Raw genomic sequence first — 25,509 nt, forward strand, 5'->3', positions numbered from 1 at the left:
TCATGCGCGGTCGGTGTCCGCCCAGCCCGCGGCCAGCACGTGGCCGATGCGGGCGAGGGCCGATTCGGAGGTCATCCGCCAGTGGGTGGCCACGACGGCGTGGTTGTGCACGGTGCCGTCCACGGCCTCGGACCAGCTCGCGGCCCCGGTGGCGCCGGTCGGATCGTCCAGGGCGGCGGTGAAATACACCAGGTTGCCCTTGTAGCGGCGGGGCCGGTAGCGACGGAGCAGGTCGAGGGAGCGAGTTCCCGCGTCCAACAGCCGTGCGAGCCGTTCGGCGCCGAAGGAGGAGAACGGTTCCGGCAGTTCGGCGATGCGAGCGGCGAGTTCGGCGAGGCCGAGTCCGGTGTCCGCGTCGGCGGCTTGTTCACCGAGCAGCCCGCCGAGCAGGTCGGCCAGCGGCACGGTGGTGTCGGTCGCCGCGACCGTGCGCGGGCTGTCCATCATGGCCAGCGTCGCGACGTGCTGTCCCTGGTCCTGCAACTGGATCGCGACGGCGTGCGCGAGCACGCCGCCGAGCGACCAGCCGAGCAGGTGGTAGGGACCCTCCGGCTGCACGACGCGGATCTCCGCGACGTAGCGCCGCGCCGAGTCTTCGATCGAATCCGGCAGCGGCTCCGTCGAATTCAGCACCGGAGATTGCAGGCCGTAGAGCGCGCGCTCCGGGTCGACGTGCGCGGCGAGACCGGCGAACGACCAGGCCACGCCGCCGACCGGGTGCAGGCAGAACAGCGGCTCCTTGCCGCCGCCCGGCCGGAGCGGGAGCAGCACGTCGAAGGCCGCCGCCGCGTCCACCCGCCCGCGTCCCGACCTGGTCAGCTCGAGCTGGGCGACCAGCCCGGCCGGCGTCGGCGCGGAGAACAACCACACGACCGGGACCGGTTCGCCGAGTTCCGCGCTCAGCCGGGTGGCCAAGCGGGTGGCGAGCAGCGAGTTGCCGCCGCGTTCGAAGAAGTTGTCGTCCAAGCCGACCCGCTGCGCGTCCAGCACCTCGGCGAAGACGGCGCACACCACGCGGTCCAGTTCGGTCGCCGGAGCGCGAAACTCGCGCACGGACAGTGCGGGTCGCGGCAGCGAGACGCGATCCACCTTGCCGTTGGCGTTGAGCGGCAGCGCGTCCAGCCGAACCAGCGCGGCGGGCACCATGTAGCTCGGCAGCGCCTCGCCCAGCGCGGCGCGCAGCGCATCGATGTCGAGCGGCGTCGATCCCGTGAAATAGCCGACCAGCATGGCGTTCTCGTCATCCGCGCGGTACGCGACGACGATGGCGTCCGCCACACCGGGCCTGGCGCGCAGCGCGTGTTCGATCTCGGCCAGTTCGATGCGATAGCCGCGCACCTTCACTTGGAAGTCGCGCCGTTCCACGTAGTGGAGGTTGCCGTCGGAGCCCCAACGGACCATGTCACCGGTGCGGTAGAGCCTGCCGCCCGGCGCGCCGAACGGATTGGCCACGAAGCGTTCCGCGCTCGACTCCGGCCTGCCGTGGTATCCGCGGGCCAGCTGCGCGCCGCCCAGGTACAGCTCGCCGGTGACGCCCGCGGGCACCGGGTGCATCCGGTCGTCGAGGACGTACACCTGGGTGCCCGCCTCCGGAGTGCCGATCGGCACCGTGCCGGTCGGCATCGCCCTCACGGTGCCGGTTGCCACCGTCGCCGCAGCGTTGAGTGGCACCGGGACCGCCGTGCCGGTCGGCAAAGTCGTCCCGGCGTCTGTCGACTCGAGCACCGCAGCGCCGGTCGGCTCGAACGTCGCTGTGCCGATCGGCACCGTCCCCGCACCGGCCGCCCCTGCGCCGATCGGCACCCCTGACGGCGCACCGACGGTCGCCCGGTACCGGGTCACCGAGACGGCCGCCTCCGTCGGCCCGTACAGATTGTCGACGCGCGCGTCGGTGAGCGCGCCGACCCGCGCGACGGTCGCGGCGGGCAGCGCCTCACCGATCACCAGCAGCCTGCGCAGTGAACGAGGCAGCCTGCGCCTGCCCGACACCTCGGCCAGCATGGCTAGCAGCGAGGGCACGAGTGTGACCGTGGTGACCGACGCCCGCCGGACCAGGTCGAGCACGCCTTCCGGGTCGCGCTGCGCGCCGATGGGTGCGAGCACGACCCGCGCACCGGTGCGCAGCGCCCACCAGAATTCCCACACCGACAGGTCGAACGCGGCCGAGGTCATCAGCAGCGTTGCGTCGTCGGCGCCGAGCCCGTATTCCGACTGCATCCAGTCCAGCTGGTGCGCGACCGCGCGATGCGGGACGGCAACGCCCTTGGGGACGCCGGTCGAGCCCGAGGTGAAGATGACGTACGCGGTGTTGTCCGGCGACAGCGCCCGCACCCGTTCGGCGTCCCGTACCGGCGCGGCATCGACGTTCGCCGGGACCGTCGTGATGTCGAACAGCACCTCGTGATCGGAGACCTCGGCGGGCAGCATCGGCCTGTTTCCCGAGGTGAGCACAAGTTCCGGGTTCGCCGCCGCCAGCACGCCGGTGGTCCGGTCGAGCGGGTGCGCCGGGTCGAGCGGCACGTACGCGCCGCCCGCCGTCACCACCGCGTACATCGCGACCAGCAGGTCGACGCTGCGCGGAATGGCCAGCGCCACCGGCGATTCCGGTGCGATGCCGCGTCCGATCAGCACCCGGGCCAGCCGGTTCACTCGCGCGGCGAATTCGGCGTAGGTCACGGTGCGTGCGTCATCCACGACGGCGACCGCGTCGGGCGTGCGCACCACCTGCGACTCGAACGCGGTGACCAGCGTGTCCGGCGCGAATTCCCGATCGGCGGCGTTCCAGGCGACGAGCATGCGTTCGGCCTCGGCGCCGTCCAGCAGCGGCAGGTCACCGACGGGCAGCCGCGGCGTGGTGCACACGGCCGCGAGCAGCCGTTGCAGCCGCCGCGCGAAACCCGCGACGGTCGCCTCGTCGAACAGCACCGTGGCGTAGGTGATCGTCGCCGCGAGACCCGCGGGCGCGCCGTGCGCGTCGTAGCGGTCGGTGACCACCAGGTGCAGGTCGAACTGGGAGACCTCGGAGTCGAAGTCGACGGCGGTGGCGGTCAGGCCGTCGAGTGTGAAATCGGCCTCGATCTGGTTGTGGAAAGAGAAGCCGACCTGGAACAGCGGGTGCCGCGCGGTGGATCGTTCGGGGTTGAGCACCTCGACCAACCGCTCGAAGGGGACGTCGGCGTGCGCGAACGCCGCGAGGTCGGCGGCCCGCACCCGGTCCAGCAGTGCGGTGAACTCCTCGCTCGCGTCCACCCGGGTGCGCAGCACGAGGGTGTTGACGAACATGCCGACCACGTCGTCCAGTTCGGCCGTGCCCCGGCCTGCCACGGGCGTGCCGACGGCGATGTCGCCGGTGCCGGACAGCCGCGCGAGCAGCGCCGCGAAGGCGGCGTGGACCACCATGAACAGCGTCGCCCCGCCGGCGCGCCCCACTTCGACCAGCGCCGCATGGGATTCGGCGTCGACCGTGAAATCGACATGCCTGCCCCTGGTGGACACGACCGCGGGCCGCGGCCGGTCCGTGGGCAACGGCAGTTGCGCGGGCAGCTCGTCGAGCGTTTCGGTCCAGAACCGGAGTTGGCGCGCCACCACGGATTCTGGATCGTCCTCGGAGCCGAGCAGTGCGCGCTGCCAGAGGCTGTAGTCGGCGTACTGCACCGGCAGCGGCGCCCAACCGGGCGCGCGACCGTGTTTGCGTGCGGCGTAGGCCAGCATCACGTCCCTGGCCAAGGGCGCCAGGGAGGAGCCGTCGGCGGCGATATGGTGTACCACCACCACGAGCACGTGTTCCGTTGCCGCGGAATCGGTCTCGCCGCCGTCCTCGGCGACGGGGCGGAAGAGCCTGGCGCGCAGCGGAACCGCGTCCATCACGTCGAACCCCGCGCCGACGAAATCCGCGACGGCGACGGGTAGGTCGTCGATCGGGACATCGATCGGGGTGAGCACCGGCGTGCCCGCCGCGTCGACCGGCAACACCACCTGCACCGGCCCGGTCGTCCGCTGCGGGTAGACGGTACGAAGCACCTCGTGCCTGGCCACCACGTCGGCGACGGCGGCATCGAGCGCGCCGACATCGAGCGTTCCACTCAGCCGCACCGCGAGCGGAATGTTGTAGGCGGTGGACTGGCGGTCGAGGCGGTTCAGGAACCACATGCGCTGCTGCGCCAGCGACAGCGGCACCGGCTCGTCGCCTGTGCGCGCGATCAGCGCGGGCCGTGCCTCCGACGCGTCGGCGCCGCCCAACTCGTCCGCCAGCGCGGCCACGGTCGAGTGCTCGAACACGGTGCGCACGCCCACGGTGACGCCGAACGCGGCGCCGAGTCGGGCGGCGAGCTGGGTTGCGGTGAGCGAGTTTCCGCCGAGGACGAAGAAGTCGTCGTCCAAGCCGACGCGGCCGTTGTCATCGAGACCGAGGACCCCGGCGACGGTCTCGGCCACCGCCCGTTCCGCCGCCGTACGCGGTGCGCGGAACGTGGCGGCCCGGAATTCGGGCTCCGGCAGCGCCTTTCGATCCAGCTTCCCGACCGGCGTCAACGGAAGCTCGTCGAGCGCCATGATGGCGGCGGGCACCATGTAAGCGGCCAGCGACCGTCCCGCGAAGGCGGTGAGTTCCGTCGCGTCGACGGTGCGGCCCGGCGCGGCCACCACATAGGAGACCAGCGCGACCACGCCGTTGGCATCGGTATGCCCCACGGTCACCACGTACGCCACGGATTCGTGCGCGGCGAGCACGGCGTCGATCTCGCCGAGTTCGATGCGCAGGCCGCGCACCTTCACCTGGTGGTCGGTGCGGCCGAGGTGCTGGAGCGCACCGGACGCTGTCCAGCGCGCCAGGTCACCGGTGCGGTAGATCCGTCCGCCCGCGGGACCGTAGGGGTCCGCGACGAACCGATCCGCCGAAAGTCCCGGCCGCGCATGGTATCCGCGGGCCAGGCCGGGACCGCGCAGGTACAGTTCGCCCGCGACGCCGACCGGGACCGGGCGCAGGCGGTCGTCGAGCACCAGCGCGGACATGCCGTGGATCGGCGTGCCCATGTCGAACGATTCGCCGGGGTGCATCCGCGCGCTGATGGTGGTGATGATCGTGGTCTCGGTCGGCCCGTAGGTGTTGTACATCTCGCGTCCGACGCTCCAGCGCCGCACCACATCCGGCCCGTACGACTCACCGCCGACGGTCAGCCGCTCCAGCTCGGGCAGCTGTGCCGGATCGAGGGTTTGCAGGACCGCGGGCGTGAGGAACGCGTGGGTCACCCGATGATCGCGGATGAACGCGGTCAGCTCGGCCCCGCCGTAGACCCCCGCCGGCGCCACGACCAAGGTCGCGCCCGCCGCGAGCGCGAACAACAGCTCCAGCATCGAGGCGTCGAAGCTCGGCGAGGACACGTGCAGCACCCGCGACTCGGCCGTCACCGAATACCGATCCCGTTGCGCGCGCGCCACTCCCGCGATGCCCGCGTGCGTGGCGAGCACGCCCTTCGGCACGCCGGTCGAGCCCGAGGTGTAGATCATCCATGCCGCGTGGTCGGTGCGCACCGGACGCACCAGCTCGTCCGGGCCGAGCGGGGCCGCGCTGGTGTGCCGCATCCGCGCCACTGTGGCCGGCGCGTCGAGCACCAGCCACTCGACGGCGCCGGGCTGCGCGGTGTGCGCGTCGCCGATCGTGAGGCCGATGACCGCGCCCGAGTCGGTGAGCATGTGGGCGATCCGGTCGGCCGGATAGGTCGGGTCCACCGGGACGAAGGCCGCGCCGGTCTTGGCCACCGACCACACCGCGAGCAGCGATTCGGCCGAGCGCGGAACGGCGATCGCGACGATGTCCTCCGCGCCGATGCCGTGCCCGGCGAGCATCCTGGCCAGGCGAGAGGACTGCTCGTCCAGCGCGCGGTAGGTCAGCTCCCGATCACCGCAGCGCACGGCGATGCCGTCCGGGTTCATGGCGACCGCCGCCGCCATCGTCTCGGCCAAGGTCCGCGGCGGTACGGCCGCGCCGCCGCGCCGGGCGAGCAGTTCGGCGCGCTCGGCGGGTGCGAGCAGATCCACCGCGCCGATCGGGCGTCCCGGCTCGGCGGTCAGCGCGCCGAGGACGCGGCCGAAGCGGCGCAGCAGCCCGGCGGCGGTGCCGTGGTCGAACAGATCGGTCGCGTAGTTGAGCTCGACGGCGAGATATCCGTCGGCGTCCCGGTCCGCGGCGACGGTGAACTGGAGGTCGAAACGCGCTACGGGCTCGTCGAATTCGACGCCGGAGAGCTCTAGTCCCGGCACCGCGAAGGCGTCGTCGCCGGTGTTCAGGTAGCTCATGGCGACGGTGAACAGCGGATGCCGCGCCTGCGTGGTGGCCGCGCCGAGCTCGTCGACGACCCGCTCGAACGGCACGGTGGCGTGCGCGAACGCCGCCAAGTCGGCGGACCGCGTCGCGGCGAGCAGATCGGTGAACGACTGCTCGGCGCGCGGGCGGGTGCGCAGCACCAGCGTGTTCACGAACATGCCGACCAGGTCGTCCAGCGCCGCCGCGCCGCGACCGGCAACGGGCGTGCCGATCGCGATGTCGTCGGAACCGGAGAGCCTGGCGAGCAGCACGGAGAGCGCCGTGTGCACCACCATGAACGGCGTCGCGTGGTGCTCGCGGGCGAGGTCGCGCACCCGCGCGCCCACGCCCCCGCCGATCCGGGCGCGCACATTCCCGCCGCGCTTGCTGGCTACCGGCGGACGCGGGCGGTCGGTGGGCAGCGCCAGGTCTTCCGGCAGGTCGCGCAGCGTCTCGCGCCAGAACGAAAGCTCCTCGGCGGCCGCGTTTTCCACTGCGGCGGCCTGCCACAGTGCGTAGTCCGCGTACTGCGCGGCCAGCTCCGGCCACGTCGGCGCTGTGCCGAGCACCCGAGACAGATAGGCGGAGAGCAGATCTCGCAACATCGGTCGCATCGAGTACCCGTCGGCGGCGATGTGGTGCAACACCGCGACGAGCACCCGGCTGGCCGGGCTCTCGCGCAGCAGCACCGCCCGCACGGGGACCTCGGTGGTGACATCGAAACCCGCGGTGAGGAATTCGGCGATCCGGTCCTCGATAGGAGCGGCATCGAGGGGTTCGACGGCCAGCCGCACAGGCGCGGCGGCCGCGGGCAGGATCACCTGGTGCGCCGTGCCGTCGGCGGCCGCCGGGTAGACCGTGCGCAGCGCCTCGTGCCGCGCCACCACATCGGCGAACGCCGCCGCGAGCGCCACTTCGTCCAGTTCGCCGCGGATCCGCAGCGCGACCGGGATGTTGTGCGCGGCGGACGACGGGTCGAGGCGGTTGAGGAACCACATGCCGCGCTGCACGGGCGCCAGCGGAACCGACTCCGGCCGCGGACCGGCGACCAGCGGAACGACGGAATCACCAGCGGCCGAGACGATCCCGTCCGCCAGCGCGCGAACAGTCGGCGCCGCGAACAGCAGGCGTACCGGCACCCGTCTGCCGAGCCGTTCACCGAGCCGGGCCAGCACCCTGGTAGCGCTGAGCGAGTTGCCGCCGAGATCGAAGAAGCTGTCGTCGGCACCCACCGGCCCGCGGTCGAGCACGGCCTCGAAAGCGGCGGCCACCAGGCGCTCGGCCGGGCTGACCGGGGCCGTGTAGGCCACCCGGTCGAACACCGGCTCCGGCAGCGCGGTGCGCTCGAGCTTGCCCGAGGCGTTGAGCGGGAACGCGTCGAGCACCACGAAGGCCGAAGGCAGCATGTAGGACGGCAGCGCCGCCCGTGCCGCCGCGCGCAGCGCGCCTTGGAGTTCGCGCGCGGCCGATGCGCTCTCCGGCGTTGGCACCACATAGCCGACCAAGTGATCGCCGACCACCAGCGCCGCGGCCTGGGACACGCCCGCGACCGCGGCGAGCACCGCCTCGATCTCCCCGAGCTCGATGCGCTGGCCGCGGAACTTCACTTGGAAATCGGTGCGCCCCAGGTACACCAGCTCGGCGGTGTCGCCGGTCTCCCAGCGCACCAGATCGCCGGTGCGGTACATGCGGTCGCCGGGAGCGCCGAACGGGTTGGCCACGAACCGATCCGAGGTCAGGTCCGGTCGGCCGTGATAGCCGCGGGCGAGTTGTGTGCCCGCCAGGTACAACTCCCCCGCCACTCCCGGCAGCGTCGGCCGCAGCCGCGAATCCAGCACGTACACCCTGCTGTTCCACTCCGGGTTGCCGATCGGCATCACGGTGCGCTCGGTCTCGCCCGTCACGTCGCGGTAGGTGATACTCACCGCGGCTTCGGTGGGGCCGTACAGGTTGTGCAGCCGGGCGGCGCTCACCGTGCCGAACGCGCGGACGGTCTCGGCGGGCAGCGCCTCCCCGATCACGAAGACCGTGCGCAGCGCGTCGAGGGCGGCGCGCTGCCCGGCGCCGTGCACGTGTCCGGCGAAAACGCTGAGCATCGAGGGCACGAAGTCGGTGACGGTGACGCCGTAACGGCCCATCACCTCGGTGAGGTAACCGGGATCGCGGTGTCCGTCCGGGCTCGCGAGCACGAGCGTCGCGCCGACGCGCAGCGGCAGGAAGTAGCCCCACAGCGAGACGTCGAAGGTGGTCGCGGTCTTCTGCAGGTACACGTCGTCGGCGCGCACTCGGTATTCCGACTGCATCCAGGTCATCTGGTTGACGATCGCCGCGTGGGACACGCTGACGCCCTTGGGCTTTCCGGTCGAGCCCGACGTGAAGATCACATACGCCGGGTTCGCCGGGTGGATGGGCGCGCCGCGCTCCTCGGTCGCGATCGGGTCGTCGGCATAGCCGTCGAGCACGACGGTGTCCACGCACACCGTGTGTCCGGTGTAGCCGAGTTCGGCGCGGTCGCGCTCGGTGGTGAGCAGAGCGGCGGGGCGCGCGGTGTCGAGGATATGGACGATGCGCTGGGCGGGGTGATCGGGATCGATCGGCACGTAGGCGCCACCCGCCTTGAGCACCGCGTACATGGCGATCACGAGGTCGATGGAGCGTCGGATGGCCAGGGCCACCAGCGATTCCGGTCCCACGCCCGCCTCGATCAGGTGGCGCGCCAGCTGGTTGGCGCGCTGATCGAGTTCGCCATAGGTGAGCACCGAGGCGGGCGCGCCGTCGTCGGGGACGTACACCAGCGCCGGATCGTTCGGGGTGGCCGCGGCCTGCGCCTCGAACTCGTCGAGCAGCATCTCCGCCACGAACGCGGTGTGCGCGGAGTCGTTCCACTCGGTGACCACCCGGTGCAGTTCGCCCGCGCCGAACAGGTCGATGTCGCCCACCGGCAGGCTCGGGTCCGCGATCACCGCGGCCAGCAGCCGCCGGAAGCGCTCGCCCAAGGTGCGGATGGTCGCCGCGTCGAACAGGTCGGTGGCGTAACTGAACCGCACCGCGTCGTCGGAGACCGTCAGTTGCAGATCGAAACGTGTTGTCTCGTAGTCGAACTCGTATTCGGCCACGGTGACCCCCGGCAGCCGCACCGCGACGGGGGCCAGGTTCTGGAAGAACAGCGCGACCTGGAACAGCGGGTGGCGCGCCTGCGAGCGCGGCGGGTCGAGCACCTCGACCAGCCGCTCGAAGGGCACCTCGGCGTGGGCGAACGCGTCCAGATCGCCCTCGCGCACCCGCCGCAGCACGGCGGCGAAGGGGTCCGCGCCCGGCACCGCGGTGCGCAGCACCAGGGTGTTGACGAACATGCCGACCAGGTCGTCGAGCCTGCGTTCGCCGCGCCCGGCGATCGGCGCGCCGATGGCGATGTCCGCGGTGCCGGAGAGCCGGGCGAGCAGCACCGCGAGCGCGGCGTGCACCACCATGAACGGCGTCGCGTCGTGCCGCGCGGCCAAGGTCGCGATGCCCGAGCGCAGCGCCGGGTCGAGCAGCAGAGTGACGCTCGCGGCGGCGTGCGAGGCGACGGCGGGGCGCGGCCGGTCGGCGGGCAGGTCGAGCTGCGCGGGCAGACCGCGCAGCGCCTGCCGCCAGTACGCCAGCTGACGGGCGGCGATCGCGTCCGGATCGTCCTCTGCGCCGAGGATTTCGTGCTTCCACAGCGCGTAGTCGGCGTACTGCGCGGGCAGCGGCGCCCAGTCCGGCGCGGCGCCGGTGACGCGCGCGGCGTACGCGGCGGCGAGATCGCGGGCCAGCGGTCCCATCGAGAAGCCGTCGGCGGCGATGTGGTGCACGACGAGGGCGAGCAGATGCTCGTGCTCCGCGAGCCTGGCCAGCCCGATGCGCAGCGGAACCTCGGCGGTCACGTCGAACGGGGTGGCGACGAATTCGGCGAGCGCGGCGGCCGGGTCGGTCGCGTCCAACTCGGTGATCGCGGGCACCGCGGCGTCCAGGATCAGCTGGTGGCCGGTGCCGTCGCGGTCCGGGTAGACGGTGCGGAGAGTTTCGTGCCTGTCGACGACGTCGGCGATCGCGGCGGTCAGCGCCGCGGTGTCCAGCTCGCCCGCGAAGCGGAGGGCGACCGGGATGTTGTTGACGGTCTCGTCGGGATCGAACCGGTTCAGGAACCACATCCGCTGCTGCGCGGGCGAGAGCGGAATCATCTCCGGGCGCGGGCCGACGGTGAGGATGGGACGGCGGGCGGCGCCCGCACTCTCCGCGCGCTCGGCCAGGGCCGCGACCGTCGGCGCGTCGAACAGCATCCGCACCGGGATGTCGGCGCCGAGCTCGGCGCCGAGCCGCGCGGCCACCTGGGTGGCGATCAGCGAATTGCCGCCCAGTGCGAAGAAGTCGTCGTCGGCGCCGACCTGTTCGACGCCCAGCAGCTCACCGAACAGGGCCGCGACAGTGCGCTCCGCGTCGGTCTCCGGCACGCGGAAGACCGCCGCCGCGACCACGGGTGCGGGCAGTGCCGCGCGGTCCAGCTTGCCCGAGGAGTTGAGCGGGAATTCATCGAGCACCACGAAGGCCGACGGCACCATGTAGCCGGGAAGTTCGGCGGCCAGCCGCGCGCGCACGGCGTCGATGTCGATCGGTCCGCCCGCGGCGGTCAGGTAGGCCACCAGCTGATCGCCGTGGCCTGCGCCGCGCACGACGACGACGGCCTGGCCGACCGCGTCCAAGCCCGTGAGCGCGGCCTCGATCTCGCCGAGCTCGATCCGCAGACCGCGCAGCTTCACCTGGAAATCGGTGCGGCCCAAATACTCCAGTTCACCGTTGGCGTTCCACACCACCAGATCGCCGGTGCGGTACATGCGGTCGCCGGGAGCGCCGAACGGGTCGGCCACGAACCGATCCGAGGTCAGGTCAGGTCGCGCCAGGTAGCCGAGCGCCAGCTGCCCGCCCGCCAGGTACAGCTCACCCGGCACGCCGACCGGCACCGGCCGCAGCCGGGCGTCGAGCACGAGCAGCCGGGTGTTGAACACCGGCCTGCCGATCGGCACCGAGCCGGTGTCCGCGTCGGTGACCTCGTGATAGGTCACGTCCACCGCGGCCTCGGTCGGGCCGTAGAGATTGTGCACCCGCGCGCCCAGGACGCGTCGCGCCCGCTGCGCGACGGGCGCGGGCAGCGCCTCGCCGGACGCGAAGACCCGGCGCAGCGCGGCGCAGTCGCGGGCCAGCGGCTCGTTGAGGAACACCGCGAGCAGCGAAGGCACGAAATGCACCGTGGTGATGCGTTCCGCCGCGATGAGCCTGGCCAGGTAGGCCGGATCGCGATGCCCGTCGTGCCGCGCGACGACCAAGCGCGCACCGATCTGCAAGGGCCAGAAGAACTCCCACACCGACACGTCGAAGGTGGCCGGCGTCTTCTGGAGCACCGCGTCGTCGGCGCGCAGCCCGTAGCGGTCCTGCATCCACACCAGCCGGTTGACGATGGCGGCGTGCGAGACGGCGACGCCTTTGGGGCGACCGGTGGAGCCGGAGGTGAAGATGACGTACGCGGGGTGGCCGGGGACGAGCGCGCCGAGCCGGTCGGCGTCGGTCAGCGGTCCGTCTGCGAAGCCGGACAGCTCGAGGCGATCGATCCGAACCTGCGGCGCCGCGGCGACTTCCAGATCCATCCCCGAGGTCAGCACGCATACCGGACGCGCCGTGGTCAGCACGTATTCGGTGCGATCGACCGGATGATCGGGATCGAGCGGCACGTACGCGCCGCCCGCCGCCGCCACCGCGTACATCGCCGTGACCAGATCGAGCGAGCGCCGCATACCCAGCGCCACACAGGAACCCGGACCGACACCCTGCGTCACCAACCAGCGCGCCAAACGGTGCACGTGAGTGGCGAACTCGCCGTACGAGTGGGCCGGACCCGTCCCCTCGAAGGCGACCGCTATCGCCTCGGGTGTGCGCGCGACCTGCGCTTCGAACAGCGAGACCAGGGTGTGCGGGCTCGTGGCGACCGGGTGCGCGGTGTCGTTCCATCGCTGAAGCACGAGCGCCCGTTCGGCGGGGTCGAGCAGTTCGATATCGCCGACCCGGATCGCCGGGTCGGCCACCACGGTCTCCAGGATCCGGGTGAATCGCGCCCCGAAGGATTGCACCGTGGCGCGGTCGAACAGGTCGGTCGCGTAGCGCAGCAGCGCGCGCAGCGCCGTGCCCGCCCCCTGCCGGTGTTCGACCAGTTCGAGCGCCAGGTCGAACTGAGCGACGCGGTTGTCCAGCGGGTAGGCCGACACCTCCAGCCCGGGCAGCTCGAGCACCGTGTCGTCGCGGTGCTCGAGGGTGAGCAGGGTCTGCACGATCGGCGAATGCGACTGCGAGCGCACCGGGTTCAGCTCGTCGACGAGACGCTCGAACGGCAGATCGGCGTGCGCGAAGGCGCGCACGTCGGCCTCACGGACCGCGCGGAGCAGATCGGCGAAGGTCGCGCCCGCGCGCACCGGGGTGCGCAGCACGAGGGTGTTGACGAACATGCCGACGAGCTCGTCGAGCGCCTGTTCGGCGCGTCCGGCGACGGGTGTGCCGATCGCCAGGTCTTCGGTCCTGGCGAGGCGGCCGAGCAAGGTGGCGTAGGCGGCGTGCAGCACCATGAACGACGAAACACCGTGTCGCCTTGCCAGTTCCGCAATGGCCGCGGTCAGTTCCGCGGACACCGTGAACTCCACGGCCGCACCGCGCCCGCTGGCGAGCGGCGGGCGCGGGCGATCGGCGGGCAGCTCCAGCACCGGCGCGAGGCCGGCCAGTTCGGCACGCCAGTGTGCGATCTGCCTGGCCAGCACCGATTCCGGGTCCGAGGCCGCCCCGAGCGTCTCGCGCTGCCAGAGCGTGAAGTCGGCGTATTGCACCGGCAGCGGACGCCACAGCGGTGATTCGCCCGCCGCGCGGGCGGTGTAGGCCACCATCAGATCGCGGGCCAGCGGTGCGGTGGACACGCCGTCGGCGGCGATGTGGTGCACCACCACGGCGAGCACATGGTCTTCGGAGGCGGTACGGAACAGCCTGGCGCGCACCGGGATCTGGTTGCGCAAGTCGAACGGCTCGGCCGCGAACGCGGCGACGGACTCCGGCAGTTCGACCTCGGTGACCACGCTCGGGTCCAGGTCCAGCGCGGGCACTTCCGCGAGGGAGCGCACCGACTGGAACGGGCCGTCGCCGTCGGAGGGGAACACCGTACGCAACGACTCGTGCCGCGCGACCACGTCGTTCAGCGCGGCGGCCAGCGCGGCGGTGTCCAACGCGCCGGTCAGCCGGATGGTGATCGGGATGTGGTAGACCGCCGATTCCGGATCGAGGCGATGCAACAGCCACATCCGGGTCTGCGCCAGCGACAGCGGAATTCGCTCCGGGCGCGGACCGGCGGCCAGCGCGGGCCGCGCGATCACGTCGTCCAGTTCGGCCGAAAGGCGCACGCGCACGGCGAGTTCGGCCACCGTCGGCGCTTCGAAGACCTCGCGCACCGTGAGCGCGCAGCCGAGCGCCGCGTTGGCTCGCGCCACCAGGCGCATGGCCAGCAGCGAATTCCCGCCGCGCGTGAAGAAGTCGTCGTCCGCGCCGATCCGCGCCGATCCGCCGAGCAGGTCGGTGACCAGCGCCGCGAGCACCGATTCCGCACCCTCCCTCGGCGCGCGGTATGCCGCTGCGCCGCCGCTGAATTCGACCTTCGGCAGGGCCGAGCGATCCAGCTTGCCGACCGTGGTCAGCGGCATATCGTCCAGCGCCACCAGGTGTGCGGGCACCATGTAGCCGGGCAGCCGGTCGCGCACCACGTCCAGGACCGCTTCGGCATCGATCTCCCCGCTGACGTAGCCGACCAGGCATTCGTACCCGGTGCTGTCCTCGGCCACCACGACCGCCGCGTTGGTCACGCCCGGCACCCCGGCCAGCGCCGACTCGATCTCGCCGAGCTCGATCCGCTGGCCGCGCAGTTTGATCTGGAAATCGTTGCGGCCCAGATAGATCAGGTCGCCCGCGCGGTTCCAGCGGACCAGATCGCCGGTGCGGTACATCACCGCGCCCGGCACGCCGAACGGGTCGGCGACGAACCGTTCCGCGGTCAGCCCGGAGCGGCCCTGGTAGCCGCGGGCCAGCTGATCGCCCGCGAGGTAGAGCTCGCCGGGCACGCCGACGGGCACCGGGCGCAGCCGCGCGTCGAGCACATAGACGCGGGTGTTCCAGCAGGGTCGCCCGATCGCCACCTCGCGGCCGGAAGTCACTTCGGCGTCGGTGAATTCGTGATACACCGCTGAGATCGCGGCCTCGGTCGGGCCGTAGGCGTTGTGCACCGCGCCGTCGAAGCTGCCGCGAATCGCGGCGAGCAGATCGGGCGTGAGCGCCTCGCCGCCGCAGTGCAGATGCCGGAACGAGCGCAGCGCGTCGCCCATGCCCTCGCCGATGAGCGCGGCGAGCACCGAGGGCACGTATTCGGCGATGGTGATCCCGTGTTCGCGCAGCAGCCCGGCGAAGTAGGCCAGATCGAGGTGTCCGCCGGGCCGGGCGATCACCAGCGGCGCGCCGACCGCGACGGGCAGGAAGCATTCCCACACCGAGACGTCGAAGGTCAGCGGCGCGCGCTGCAGGATGCGGTCGGCCGCCGTGACCTCGTACCGGTGCTCGAGCCAGCGCAGCTGGTTCATGATGGCGCGGTGGGTGACCGCGACGCCCTTGGGCCGTCCGGTCGAGCCCGACGTGAACAGCACGTACGCGAGGTTGTCCCGGCGCAGCGCGGCGCGGCGCTCGGCATCGGCGACCGGCTCGGCGGAGTACCCGGAGAGGTCCAGGTCGGCGGGGCGAAGCACGCGCACATGCGGCATCGCAGGCAGTTCGGCGCCGCCGACGACCAAGACAAGTGCGGGGTGGGCGCTTTCGATCACCTGGGCGAGCCGGTCGGCCGGATGTGTGGGGTCGAGCGGAAGGTACGCGCCCCCGGCGCGCACGATCGCGAACATCGCCACGAGCATGTCCAGCGAACGCAGCGCGGCGAGCCCGACGACGATGTCCGGGCCGACGCCCTCGGCGATCAGGAGCCGCGCCAGCCGGTTCACCCGGTCGGCCAGCGCAGCGTAGGTAAGCGACTCGTTCTCGTAGGTCACCGCGCGACCGTCCGGATCGGCGGCGGCGCGGGCGGTCAGCAGGTCGTCGAGTGTCTCGGCGGGCAGCGAACGCGCGGTCGCGTTCCGGTCGGCCAGCAGCATGCCGCGCTCGGCGACCGACATCAGCTCGACGTCGCCGACCGCGGTCCTGGTGTCGCGTGCCATGGCGCGCAGCACCCGCTCGAATCCGGCGAGTAAATCGGTGACCGTGTGCTCGTCGAACAGGTCGAGCGCGTAGTGCAGGTGCACGTCGATGCCGTCGGGCTCGCCGTCCGCGTCGTAGCGGTCGGTCAGGGTCCAGTCCAGGTCGAGCTGGATCGGGGCGGGCCCGATGTCGAGCGCGCCGATGGCGAGCCGCTGGAGACGGAAGTCGGGCTTCGTCTGGTTCTGGAGCGTCAACGCCACCTGGTAGAGCGGCGAATGCGCCTGCGAGCGTACTGGATTCAGTGCATCGACGAGCTGCTCGAACGGCACCGCGGCGTGCTCGAACGCGGCCAGGTCGGCGGTCCTGACCACCGTGAGCAAGTCGGCGAGGGTGGCGTCGGCGCGCACCTCGGTGCGCAGCACGAGGGTGTTGACGAACATGCCGACGAGCTCGTCCAGCGCCTCGTCGCCACGCCCGGCCACCGGTGCGCCGACGACGACGTCGCCGGAGGCGGCCAGCCTGCTCAGCAGCGCGGCCAGCGCGGCGTGCAGCACCATGAACGGGGTGACCCGGTGTGCCGCGGCGAGCTCCTGGATATCGCGGTGCATGGCGGCGTCGAGTCGTCCGGTGACGGCGCCGCCGCGGTTCGAGGCGACCGCAGGGCGCGGACGATCCGAAGGCAGCGCCAGCACCTCGGGCAGGCCCGCCAGGCGGTGCGTCCAGTAGCGCAACTGGCCGGCCAGCACCGAGTCCGGGTCGTCCGCGCGGCCCAGCGCCGCGCGCTGCCAGAGCGCGAAATCGGCGTACTGAACGGGCAGCGGACGCCAAGCGGGCGCGGACCCCGCGCAGCGCGCGACGTAGGCGGCGGCCAGATCGCGGGTCAGCGGCGCGAAGGACCAGCCGTCGGCCGCGATGTGGTGCACCACGAACAGCAGCACGTGCACCGGCTGGGCGCCGCCGTCCTCGACGTGCAGCAGCCGAACCCGCAGCGGCACTTCGGACGTCACGTCGAAGCCGGTTTCGGCCGCCGCCGCGATCAGCGGGGGCAGTTCGGCGGCGCGCACCGGGCGCGGTGTCACATCGACCAGCCGGGTGCCAGGGGGCAACACCACCTGGGTCGCCGCGCCGTCGTGTTCCGGATAGATGGTGCGCAGCGTCTCGTGCCTGGCGATCACGTCGGCGACGGCCGCGGCGAGGGCGGCCACGTTCAGCGCGCCCGTCAGCCGCAGCGCGAACGGGATGTTGTAACCGCCGCTCGCGCTGTCGAATCGGTTCAGGAACCACATGCGCTGCTGCGCGATCGAGAGTGGAATGGTCTCGCCGCGCTCCCCTGCGCGCAGCGGCGGCAGCGTCACGGGCGCGGCCGGGCCGTCGAACCGCACGTGCCTGGCCAGCTCGCGCACGGTGGGCGCGTCGAACACGGCGCGCACGGGCACCTGCGTTCCGGTGGCCCTGGACAACCGCGCGGCGAGCTGCGTCGCGACGAGCGAGTTGCCGCCGAACGCGAAGAAGTCGTCGTCCGCGCCGACCCGATCGGCGCCGAGCAGCGCGCGAAAGGTATCGGCGACAAGGGTTTCCGCGGTGCCTTCGGCCGCGCGGAATGCCACGGTGCGCCGCGCGGGTGCGGGCAGGGCCCCGCGGTCCAGCTTGCCGGAAGCGTTCACCGGGAAGGCGTCGAGCACCACGAACTCGGCGGGCACCATGTACGCCGGTAGTCGGCGGGCGGCCTCCGCGCGCACCAGGTCGAGGTCGAGCGCGGTCTCCGACCTCAGGTAGGCGACCAGCTGGTCGCCGGTGCCGTGATCATCGCGGACCAGCACCGCGGCCTGCGCCACCCCGGGCGCCGCGAGCAGCGCCGTCTCGATCTCGCCGAGTTCGATGCGCAGGCCGCGCACCTTCACCTGGAAGTCGGTGCGGCCGAGGAACCGCACCTCCCCCGCCGCCGTCCACCGCACCAGGTCGCCGGTGCGGTACATCCGTGCGCCCGGCGCGCCGAAGGGGTCGGCCAGGAAGCGATCTCCGGTCAGGTCGGCCCGGCCCAGATAGCCGCGGGCCAGCTGCGCACCGGCCAGATACAACTCGCCCGGCACGCCGACCGGGACCGGACGCAGACGCGCGTCGAGGACGTACATCCGCGTGTTCCACACGGGTCCGCCCATCGGCAGCGCACCGGTGTCCGCGTCGGTCACCTCGTGCGCCGACACCTCGACCGCCGTCTCGGTGGGCCCGTACATGTTGTGCACCCGCGCCGAGGTGAGCGCGCGCATCCGCTGCGCGGTGGCGGCGGGCAGTGCCTCGCCGGAGCAGAAGACGTGCCGCAGGGTGGGGACGTCCGGCTCCTCGGCGACGAACGCCGCCAGCATGGACGGCACGAAATGCGCCGCGGTGACGCCCTCGCGGCGGATCAGCTCGGCGAGGTAGGCCGGGTCGCGGTGTCCGTCGGGGCGGGCGAGCACGAGCCGCGCGCCGACCTGGAGCGGCCAGAAGAACTCCGGCACCGACACGTCGAAGGCGACGGGCGTCTTCTGGAGCAGCACGTCGTCCGGGTCCAGCGCGACGTACGCCGACTGCATCCAGCGCAACCGGTTCACGATCGCGCCGTGACCGACCGCGACGCCCTTGGGCCTGCCCGTCGAGCCGGAGGTGAAGATGACGTACGCGGTGTTCGCGGCGCGCAGCGTGCCGCGGCGTTCGGCGTCGGTGATCGGTGCGTCGGAGTATCCGGACAGGTCGAGCCGGTCGATGCGGATCTGCGCCGCGGCGAGGTCCAGATCGGCGCCGGAGGTCAGCACCGCCACCGGAATCGCCGTGGCGAGAATGTGTTCCGTGCGTTCGGCGGGATGGTCGGGGTCCAGCGGCACGTAGCCGCCGCCCGCGGCCGTGATCGCGTACATGCCGACAACCAGATCGATGGAGCGCCGCATGCCGAGCGCCACCAGCGAATCCGGGCCGACGCCCTGCGCGATCAACCAGCGCGCCAGCCGGTTGACCCGCGCGGCGAGTTCGGCGTAGGTGAGCGTCGCGCCGTCGAAGGTGAGCGCGGGGCGATCCGGGGTGCGCGCCGCCTGCACGGCGAACAATGAAGCGAGCGTGGCGGATTCGTCCACAGGGTGCACGGTGTCGTTGAAGCGATCCAACACGAGCGCCCGTTCGTCGGCGTCGAGCAGGTCGATCTCGCCGACGCGCGCCGCCGGGTCGGCGGCCACCGCGCCGAGCATCCGCCGCAGTCCGGTGACGAACGCGTCCACCGTCGCGGCGTCGAACAGATCGGTGGCGTAGCGCAGGCTGCCGGACAGCCCGGCGTCCGCGGCGAGTTCGCCGAGCACCAGGTGCAGGTCGAATTTCGCGCCGTCGTCGGGGATGTCGATCGGCTCGACGGTCAGCCAGGGGACCTCGACGGCCGACGGCGTCTGCCCGGCCGCGCCGAAGCTCAGCAGCACCTGGAACAGCGGGTGCGCGCCGGTGCCGCGATCGACCTCCATGGCGTCGACCAGCTGCTCGAACGGCAGCTCCGCGTTGGCGAACGCGGCCAGGTCGGTATCGCGCACCTCGGCGAGGAAGACCTCGAACGGTACGTCCCAGCCGACCCGGGTGCGCAGCGCGAGGGTGTTGACGAACATGCCGATCATGGCGTCGAGATCGCGCTCGCCGCGCCCGCCGATCGGCGTGCCGACGACGATGTCGTCCGCGCCGCCCCACCGCGCCAGCGTGGCGGCGAAGGCGGCGTGCAGCGCCATGAACAGCGTGGCACCGGAGCGGGCGGCCAGTGCCCGCAGCCCGGCGGCGACCTCGCCGTCGATCGCGAAATCGACGGCCGCGCCACGCCGGCTGGGCCGCGCCGGACGCGGCCGGTCGGTCGGCAGCGGCAGCTCGGCGGGCAGTCCGCCGAGGGCGTCGCGCCAGAACCGCAGCTGCTGGTGCGCCAGATCGCCGGGCCGTTCCGCCGCCCCGAGTAGCTCACGCTGCCACAGACTGTAATCGGCGTACTGGACGGGCAATTCGGGCCAATCGGGCTGTTTGCCGATCAGCCTGGCCCGGTAGGCGCGGATCAGGTCGGTGACGAGCGGCGTCATCGAGAGCGCGTCGGCGGCGATGTGGTGGACGACGAACACCAGCGCGTATTCGTCGGCGGGCACGCCGCGCCCGTCGTCGACGTGGTCGACGGCAAGCAGCGCGACCCGCGCGGGCAGCTCGGCGGTGACGTCGAAACCGCCGCCCGCGATCGCCGCGATGGTGTCGGCGAGCTCGGCGCGCTCGACCTCGACGGGGTGCAAGCTCAGACCGATGTCGTCCGCGTCCAGGATCGACTGGTAGGGACTGTCCTCGGTCTCCGGATAGATGGTCCGCAGCGATTCGTGCCTGGCGAGCACGTCGAGCACGGCCCGCTCCACCGCGCGCACGTCGAGCCTGCCGGTCAGGCGAAGCACGACGGGCAGGTTGTAGACGCCGGGTGCATCGTCCTGGCTTTCCAGGCGATTGAGGAACCACAACCGCTGCTGCGCGGGCGAGAGCGGAATGCGCTCCGGCCGGTCCCGGCGAGTCAAGGGCAGCCGCGTGCGGCCCTCGGTCGCCAGCTCGGCCACCGCGGCGGCGAAGCCCTCGACCGTGGATGCCTCGAAGAGGGCGCGCACCGGGATGCGCGCGCCGACCGCCTCGCCCGCGCGGGCGGTGACCTGGGTGGCGTCCAGCGAGCTGCCGCCGAGCGCGAAGAAGTCGTCGTCCAGCCCGGCCCGCTCGACCCTGAGCACCTCGGCGAAGACGGCGCCGACCAGCCGCTGCGCCGCGTCGACCGGAGCGCGAAAACCCTTGGCCTGCAACACCGGAATCGGCAGGGCCGCACGGTCGAGCTTGCCGCTGGTGTTACGCGGGAATTCGGTCAGCTGCACGAGCGCGGTCGGCACCATGTACGCGGGCAGCACCCGGCCGAGACCGGCCTTCAGCGCGTCCAGGTCCAGTTCCGCGCCGGAGTCTTGCCGCGCCGGGGCCGCGATGACATAGCCCGCCAGATAGTCGCCGGTCTCGGCGGTGATCAGCCGCACAGCCGCCTGGCCGACCTCGGGCGCGGCGAGCAGCGCGGTCTCGATCTCGGCGAGTTCGATGCGCTGACCGCGGAACTTCACCTGGAAATCGACGCGGCCGAGGTAGACCAGTTCGCCGTCCTGACTCCAGCGCACCAGGTCGCCGGTGCGGTACAGGCGCGCGCCGGGCGCGCCGAAGGGGTTGGCCACGAAGCGATCCGAGGTCAGGTCGACCCGGCCGTGGTAGCCGCGGGCCAGCTGGTCCCCGGCCAGGTACAGCTCGCCCGGCACGCCGATCGGCACTGGACGCAGCCGCGAATCCAGCACGTAGACCTGCGAATTCCATTCCGGCTCACCGATCGGCACCTGCGGGGTGTCGTCGACGGTGACCTCGCGGTAGGTGATGGACACGGCCGCCTCGGTGGGGCCGTACAGGTTGTGCAGCCCGGCGTCGGAGACCGCGTGAAAGGCCGCGACGGTCTCCGGCGGCAGCGCCTCGCCGATGACGAACACATCGCGCAGCGAGGCCAGCTCGTCGGCCTCGGCGTGCGCGGCGAAGACCGCCAGCATGGACGGCACGAAGTCGGTGAGCGTGACGCCGTGGCGGGCAATGGTTTCCGCGATGTAGCGCGGATCGCGGTGGCCGTCCGGGGCGGCGAGCACCAGCGTCGCGCCCGCGCGCAGCGGCAGGAAGTAGCCCCACAGCGAGACGTCGAAGGTGGTCGCGGTCTTCTGGAGGTACGCATCGCCCGCGCGCACACGGTATTCGTCGTGCATCCAGGCCAGCTGATTGGCGATGGCGCGGTGGCTGATCGAGACGCCCTTGGGCCGACCGGTGGAACCGGAGGTGAAGAGGACGTACGCGGGATGCTCGGGGTGCAGCGCGGCGGTCCGCTGGCCGTCGGCGATCTTGGCCGCCGAGTAGCCGGCGAGGTCCAGCTCGTCGAGATGGTGCACGCGCACGGACGACGGCACCGTGCCGGGCGGCGTGAATCCGGCAGCGCGGGTGGTCAGGATGGTGTGCGGCGCGGCCGTGTCGATGATGTGACCGATGCGCTCGGCGGGGTGCGCCGGGTCCACCGGCACGTACGCGCCGCCCGCGCGCAGTACGGCGTACATCGCGACACCCAGCTCGACCGAACGCGGCATAGCCAGCACCACAAGCGATTCCGGCCCGACGCCGGTGTCGATCAGCATCCGCGCCAGCCGGTTGGCCCGTTCGGAGAGCTCGGTGTAGGTGAGCGCTGTGTCGTCGTCGGCGACGAGGGCGACCGCGCCGGGGGTGCGCCGGACCTGGTTGTCGAAACCCTCGTGCAGGAAGCGGTCGGCGACCCGGTGGCCGCTGGCGTTCCAGCTCGCGGTCACGTAGTCGAACTCACCCGCGTCGAGCAGTTCGATATCGCCGACGGGCGCGTCCGGCGTGCCGACGGCGGCGCGCAGCAGTCGAACGAACTTCGCGGCGAACTCCCGGACCGTCGCGGCGTCGAACAGGTCGGTGGCGTAGGTGAATTCGGCCCGGTATCCGCCCACCGCGGCGGCAGGCTCGGAAAGCGTCAGCTGGAGATCGAACTTGGCGAACCCGGATTCGAAGTCGACAAGCTGCGTGTCGAGTTCGGGCATGGCGAGCGGGACGGGCGCCATGTTCTGCATGAACAGCGCCACCTGGAACAGCGGGTGCCTGCCCTGCGAACGCGGCGGGTTCACCGCCTCGACCAACTGCTCGAACGGAATGTCGCCGTGGGCGAACGCACGCAGGTCGCGTTCGCGCGCGTGCCCGACGAGCTGCGCGAAGGTCGCGGCGGGCGCGACCTCGGTGCGCAACACAAGGGTGTTGACGAACATGCCGACCAGGTCGTCCAGCGCGGGCTCGCCGCGGCCCGCGACCGGGGTGCCGACAGCGATGTCGGAGGTGCCGGAGAGCCGGGCCAGCAGCGCGGCCAGCGCGGCGTGCAGCACCATGAACGGCGTCGCGCCGCAGCGCTCGGCGACCCGTCCGACGGCGGCGCGCAGGTCGGCGTCCAGTGCGAATTCGTGGGTGGTGCCGCGGTAGGACGCCACGGCCGGCCGCGGGCGGTCCGACGGAAGATCCAATTGCGCTGGGAGCTCCGCCAATTCGGTCCGCCAGAATCCCAGCTGACTCGCCGCCGCCGATTCCGGATCGTCCTCGTCGCCGAGCACGGCGCGCTGCCACAGCGCGTAGTCGGCGTACTGCACCGCGAGCGGCTGCCAGCCCGGCGCCGCGCCGGCCCGGCGCGCGGCGTGGGCGGTGACCAGGTCGCGCATCAGCGGTCCCATCGAGACGCCGTCGGCGGCGATGTGGTGCACCACGAGCACCAAGGTGTGGTCCCGCGCGCCGCTGCGCAGCAGGCGCACCCGCACCGGGATCTCCTCGGCGACGTCGAAGCCCTGGCTCGCGACGGCGCGCACCGCCTCGGCCAGCCGCTCCCCAGGAATCTCGGAGGGCGTCAGATCGAAGACGGCGTGCATCGGCCGCACCACCTGCACCGGGCCCGCCTCGGTCTGCGGGTAGACGGTACGCAGGATCTCGTGGCGCGCGACGAGATCGGTGATCGCGGCCGACAGCGCGGGCACGTCGAGCGCGCCGCGCAGGCGCAGCGCCACCGGAATGTTGTCCACCGCGGCATTCGCGCCCAGCCGGTTGAGGAACCACATGCGCCGCTGCGCGGGCGAGAGCGGAACGTGCTCCGGGCGCGGCCCCGCCACCAGCGCAGTTCGCGGGGCCCCCGCGCCGGACAGCGCGGCCACCGCAGCCACCGTCGGCCGGTCGAAGAAGTCCCTGACGTCGATCGCGACGCCGAGCGCCGCCGCGACCCTGGCGATCGCGCGCGCCGCCAGCAGCGAGTTGCCGCCGAGGGCGAAGAAGTCGTCGTCCGCGCCGACCCGCGGCGCGTCGAGCAGGTCGGCGAAGATCTCGGCGACGCGACGCTCGGCGCCGGTCGCGGGTTCGCGGTATTCGACCGCGGCGGCGCCGAAGTCGGGTTCGGGCAACGCCCGACGGTCCAGCTTGCCGTTCGCGTTGACCGGCATCTCGTCCAGCACCTGCACCAGCGAGGGCACCATGTACTCCGGCAGGTGCGCCCGCGCGGTGACGAGCACAGCTGCGGTGTCGACCGCGCCGCCACCGGCCGCCACCACGTAGCCGACGAGGTGATCGCCGCCCGCGTGCCGGTGCAGCGTGACCGCGGCTTGCGCCACCTGCTCGTCGCGCAGCAGCCCGGCCTCGACCTCGCCCAGTTCGATGCGCAACCCGCGCACCTTCACCTGGAAGTCGGTGCGGCCCAGGTATTCCAGTTCGGCAGGACCGCCGTCCACGCCGGACACCCAGCGGACCAGATCGCCGGTGCGGTACATCCGATCGCCCGGCGCGCCCTCGGGGTTCGCCACGAACCGATCCGCGGTGAGACCCGGACGGGCCACGTAGCCGCGGGCCAGCTGTACGCCGGACAGGTACAGCTCGCCGACCACACCCGCCGGAGCCGGACGCAGGTTCGCGTCGAGCACCAGCAGTTCGGTGTCGTCGGCGGCCGTGCCGATCGGCACGCTCGTGGTGTCGGCGGCGGTCACCTCGTGCGCGGTCACGTCGACCGCCGCCTCGGTCGGACCGTACAGGTTGTGCAGGGTCGCGCCGCTGACGTCGCGGAAGGCGGCCGCGGTGGCCGCGGGCAGCGCCTCGCCGGAGGCGAAGACCAGGCGCAGGGTGTCCGCGGCCGCTTCGATCTCCGGCTCGGCGACGAACACCGCGAGCATCGACGGCACGAAATGTGCCACGGTGACGCCGTAGTCGGCGATCGTGCGGGCCAGGTAGGCCGGATCGCGATGGCCGTCGGGCTCGGCGATCACCAGCCGCGCGCCGATCTGCAAGGGCCAGAAGAACTCCCACACCGACACGTCGAAGGTGAACGGCGTCTTCTGCAACACCACGTCGGCCTCCGACAGCCGGTACAGCCGCTGCCGCCAGCGCAGGTTGGCCAGGATCGAACGGTGCTCGACGGCAACGCCTTTCGGCCGACCCGTCGAGCCCGACGTGAAGATGACGTAGGCGGTGTTGTCCGCCGCGGGCAACAACGGCAGCTCCGTGTCCAGCGGTTGTCCCGCGGCGCCGGTGAGCTGTCCGGCGCTGCGGAGGGCGGCCTCGAATTCGTCGATGCGCAGCACCCGGCTGTCGGCGATCGACTCCGGCTGATCGGCGGTGGTGGTGAGCACCAGCGTCGGCGCCGCGGTCTGGAGCACGTAGGCGATGCGCTCGGCGGGATGCTCCGGATCGATCGGCACGTACCCGCCGCCCGCCTCGAGGATCGCGTACATGCCGACGAGCAGTTCGAACGAGCGCCGCACGGCCAGCCCCACCAGCGCGTCCGGCCCGACGCCCAGCTCCCGCAGGCGCCGAGCCAGGGCGGTGACGCGCGCGTCGAACTCGGCATAGGTGAGTGTGGCGTCGCCGAATACCAGTGCGACAGCCTCCGGGGTGCGCTTGACCTGCTCCTTGAATTCGCTGACCAGCGTCTCGACCGGGGTGAACGCGGTCGGCAGCACGTCGGCGGCGATCAGCAGCACGTCGTCGAGCAACCGGTCGAGCACCTCGCCGAGCGCGCCGTCACCGGATTCGAGCAACTCCGGAAGCCTGCCCGAGATCACCACCGAAACCAGGGCATCCGGGCTCAGTCCGCCGCCCATGGCCGCGCCGAGCGCCGCGGCCTCGGTGGCCAGCGCCGCGTAGCCGACCGCGGTGTCGCCGTGCCGCAGCGCGATGCGCTCGGGCGCCAGCTCGGCCACGATGTCGAGCAGGCCGGGTAGGTCCTCCACACCGTAGGCGCGGCGCAGCAGCGCATGCCGGGGTGGGTAGGTGCGGTTGCCGAGTCCGCTGGATGCGACCGATTCTGCGTGAGACATCAG

General features: G+C 72.2%; 1 protein-coding gene. It reads right to left on the reverse strand.

The features are described 5' to 3' along the window. Complete coding sequence (locus AC3ERS_RS08520) at positions 1–25,506, reverse strand: non-ribosomal peptide synthase/polyketide synthase (RefSeq protein WP_431965235.1); 25,506 nt, start codon at positions 25,504–25,506, stop codon at positions 1–3. Between the last annotated feature and the right edge of the window lie 3 nt (positions 25,507–25,509).

The sequence above is a fragment of the Nocardia sp. bgisy134 genome, assembly GCF_057708325.1.

Excerpts from the sequence above, each read along its gene's own strand:
- AC3ERS_RS08520 (WP_431965235.1), bottom strand. The coding sequence starts at position 25,506 with ATGTCTCACGCAGAATCGGTCGCATCCAGCGGACTCGGCAACCGCACC.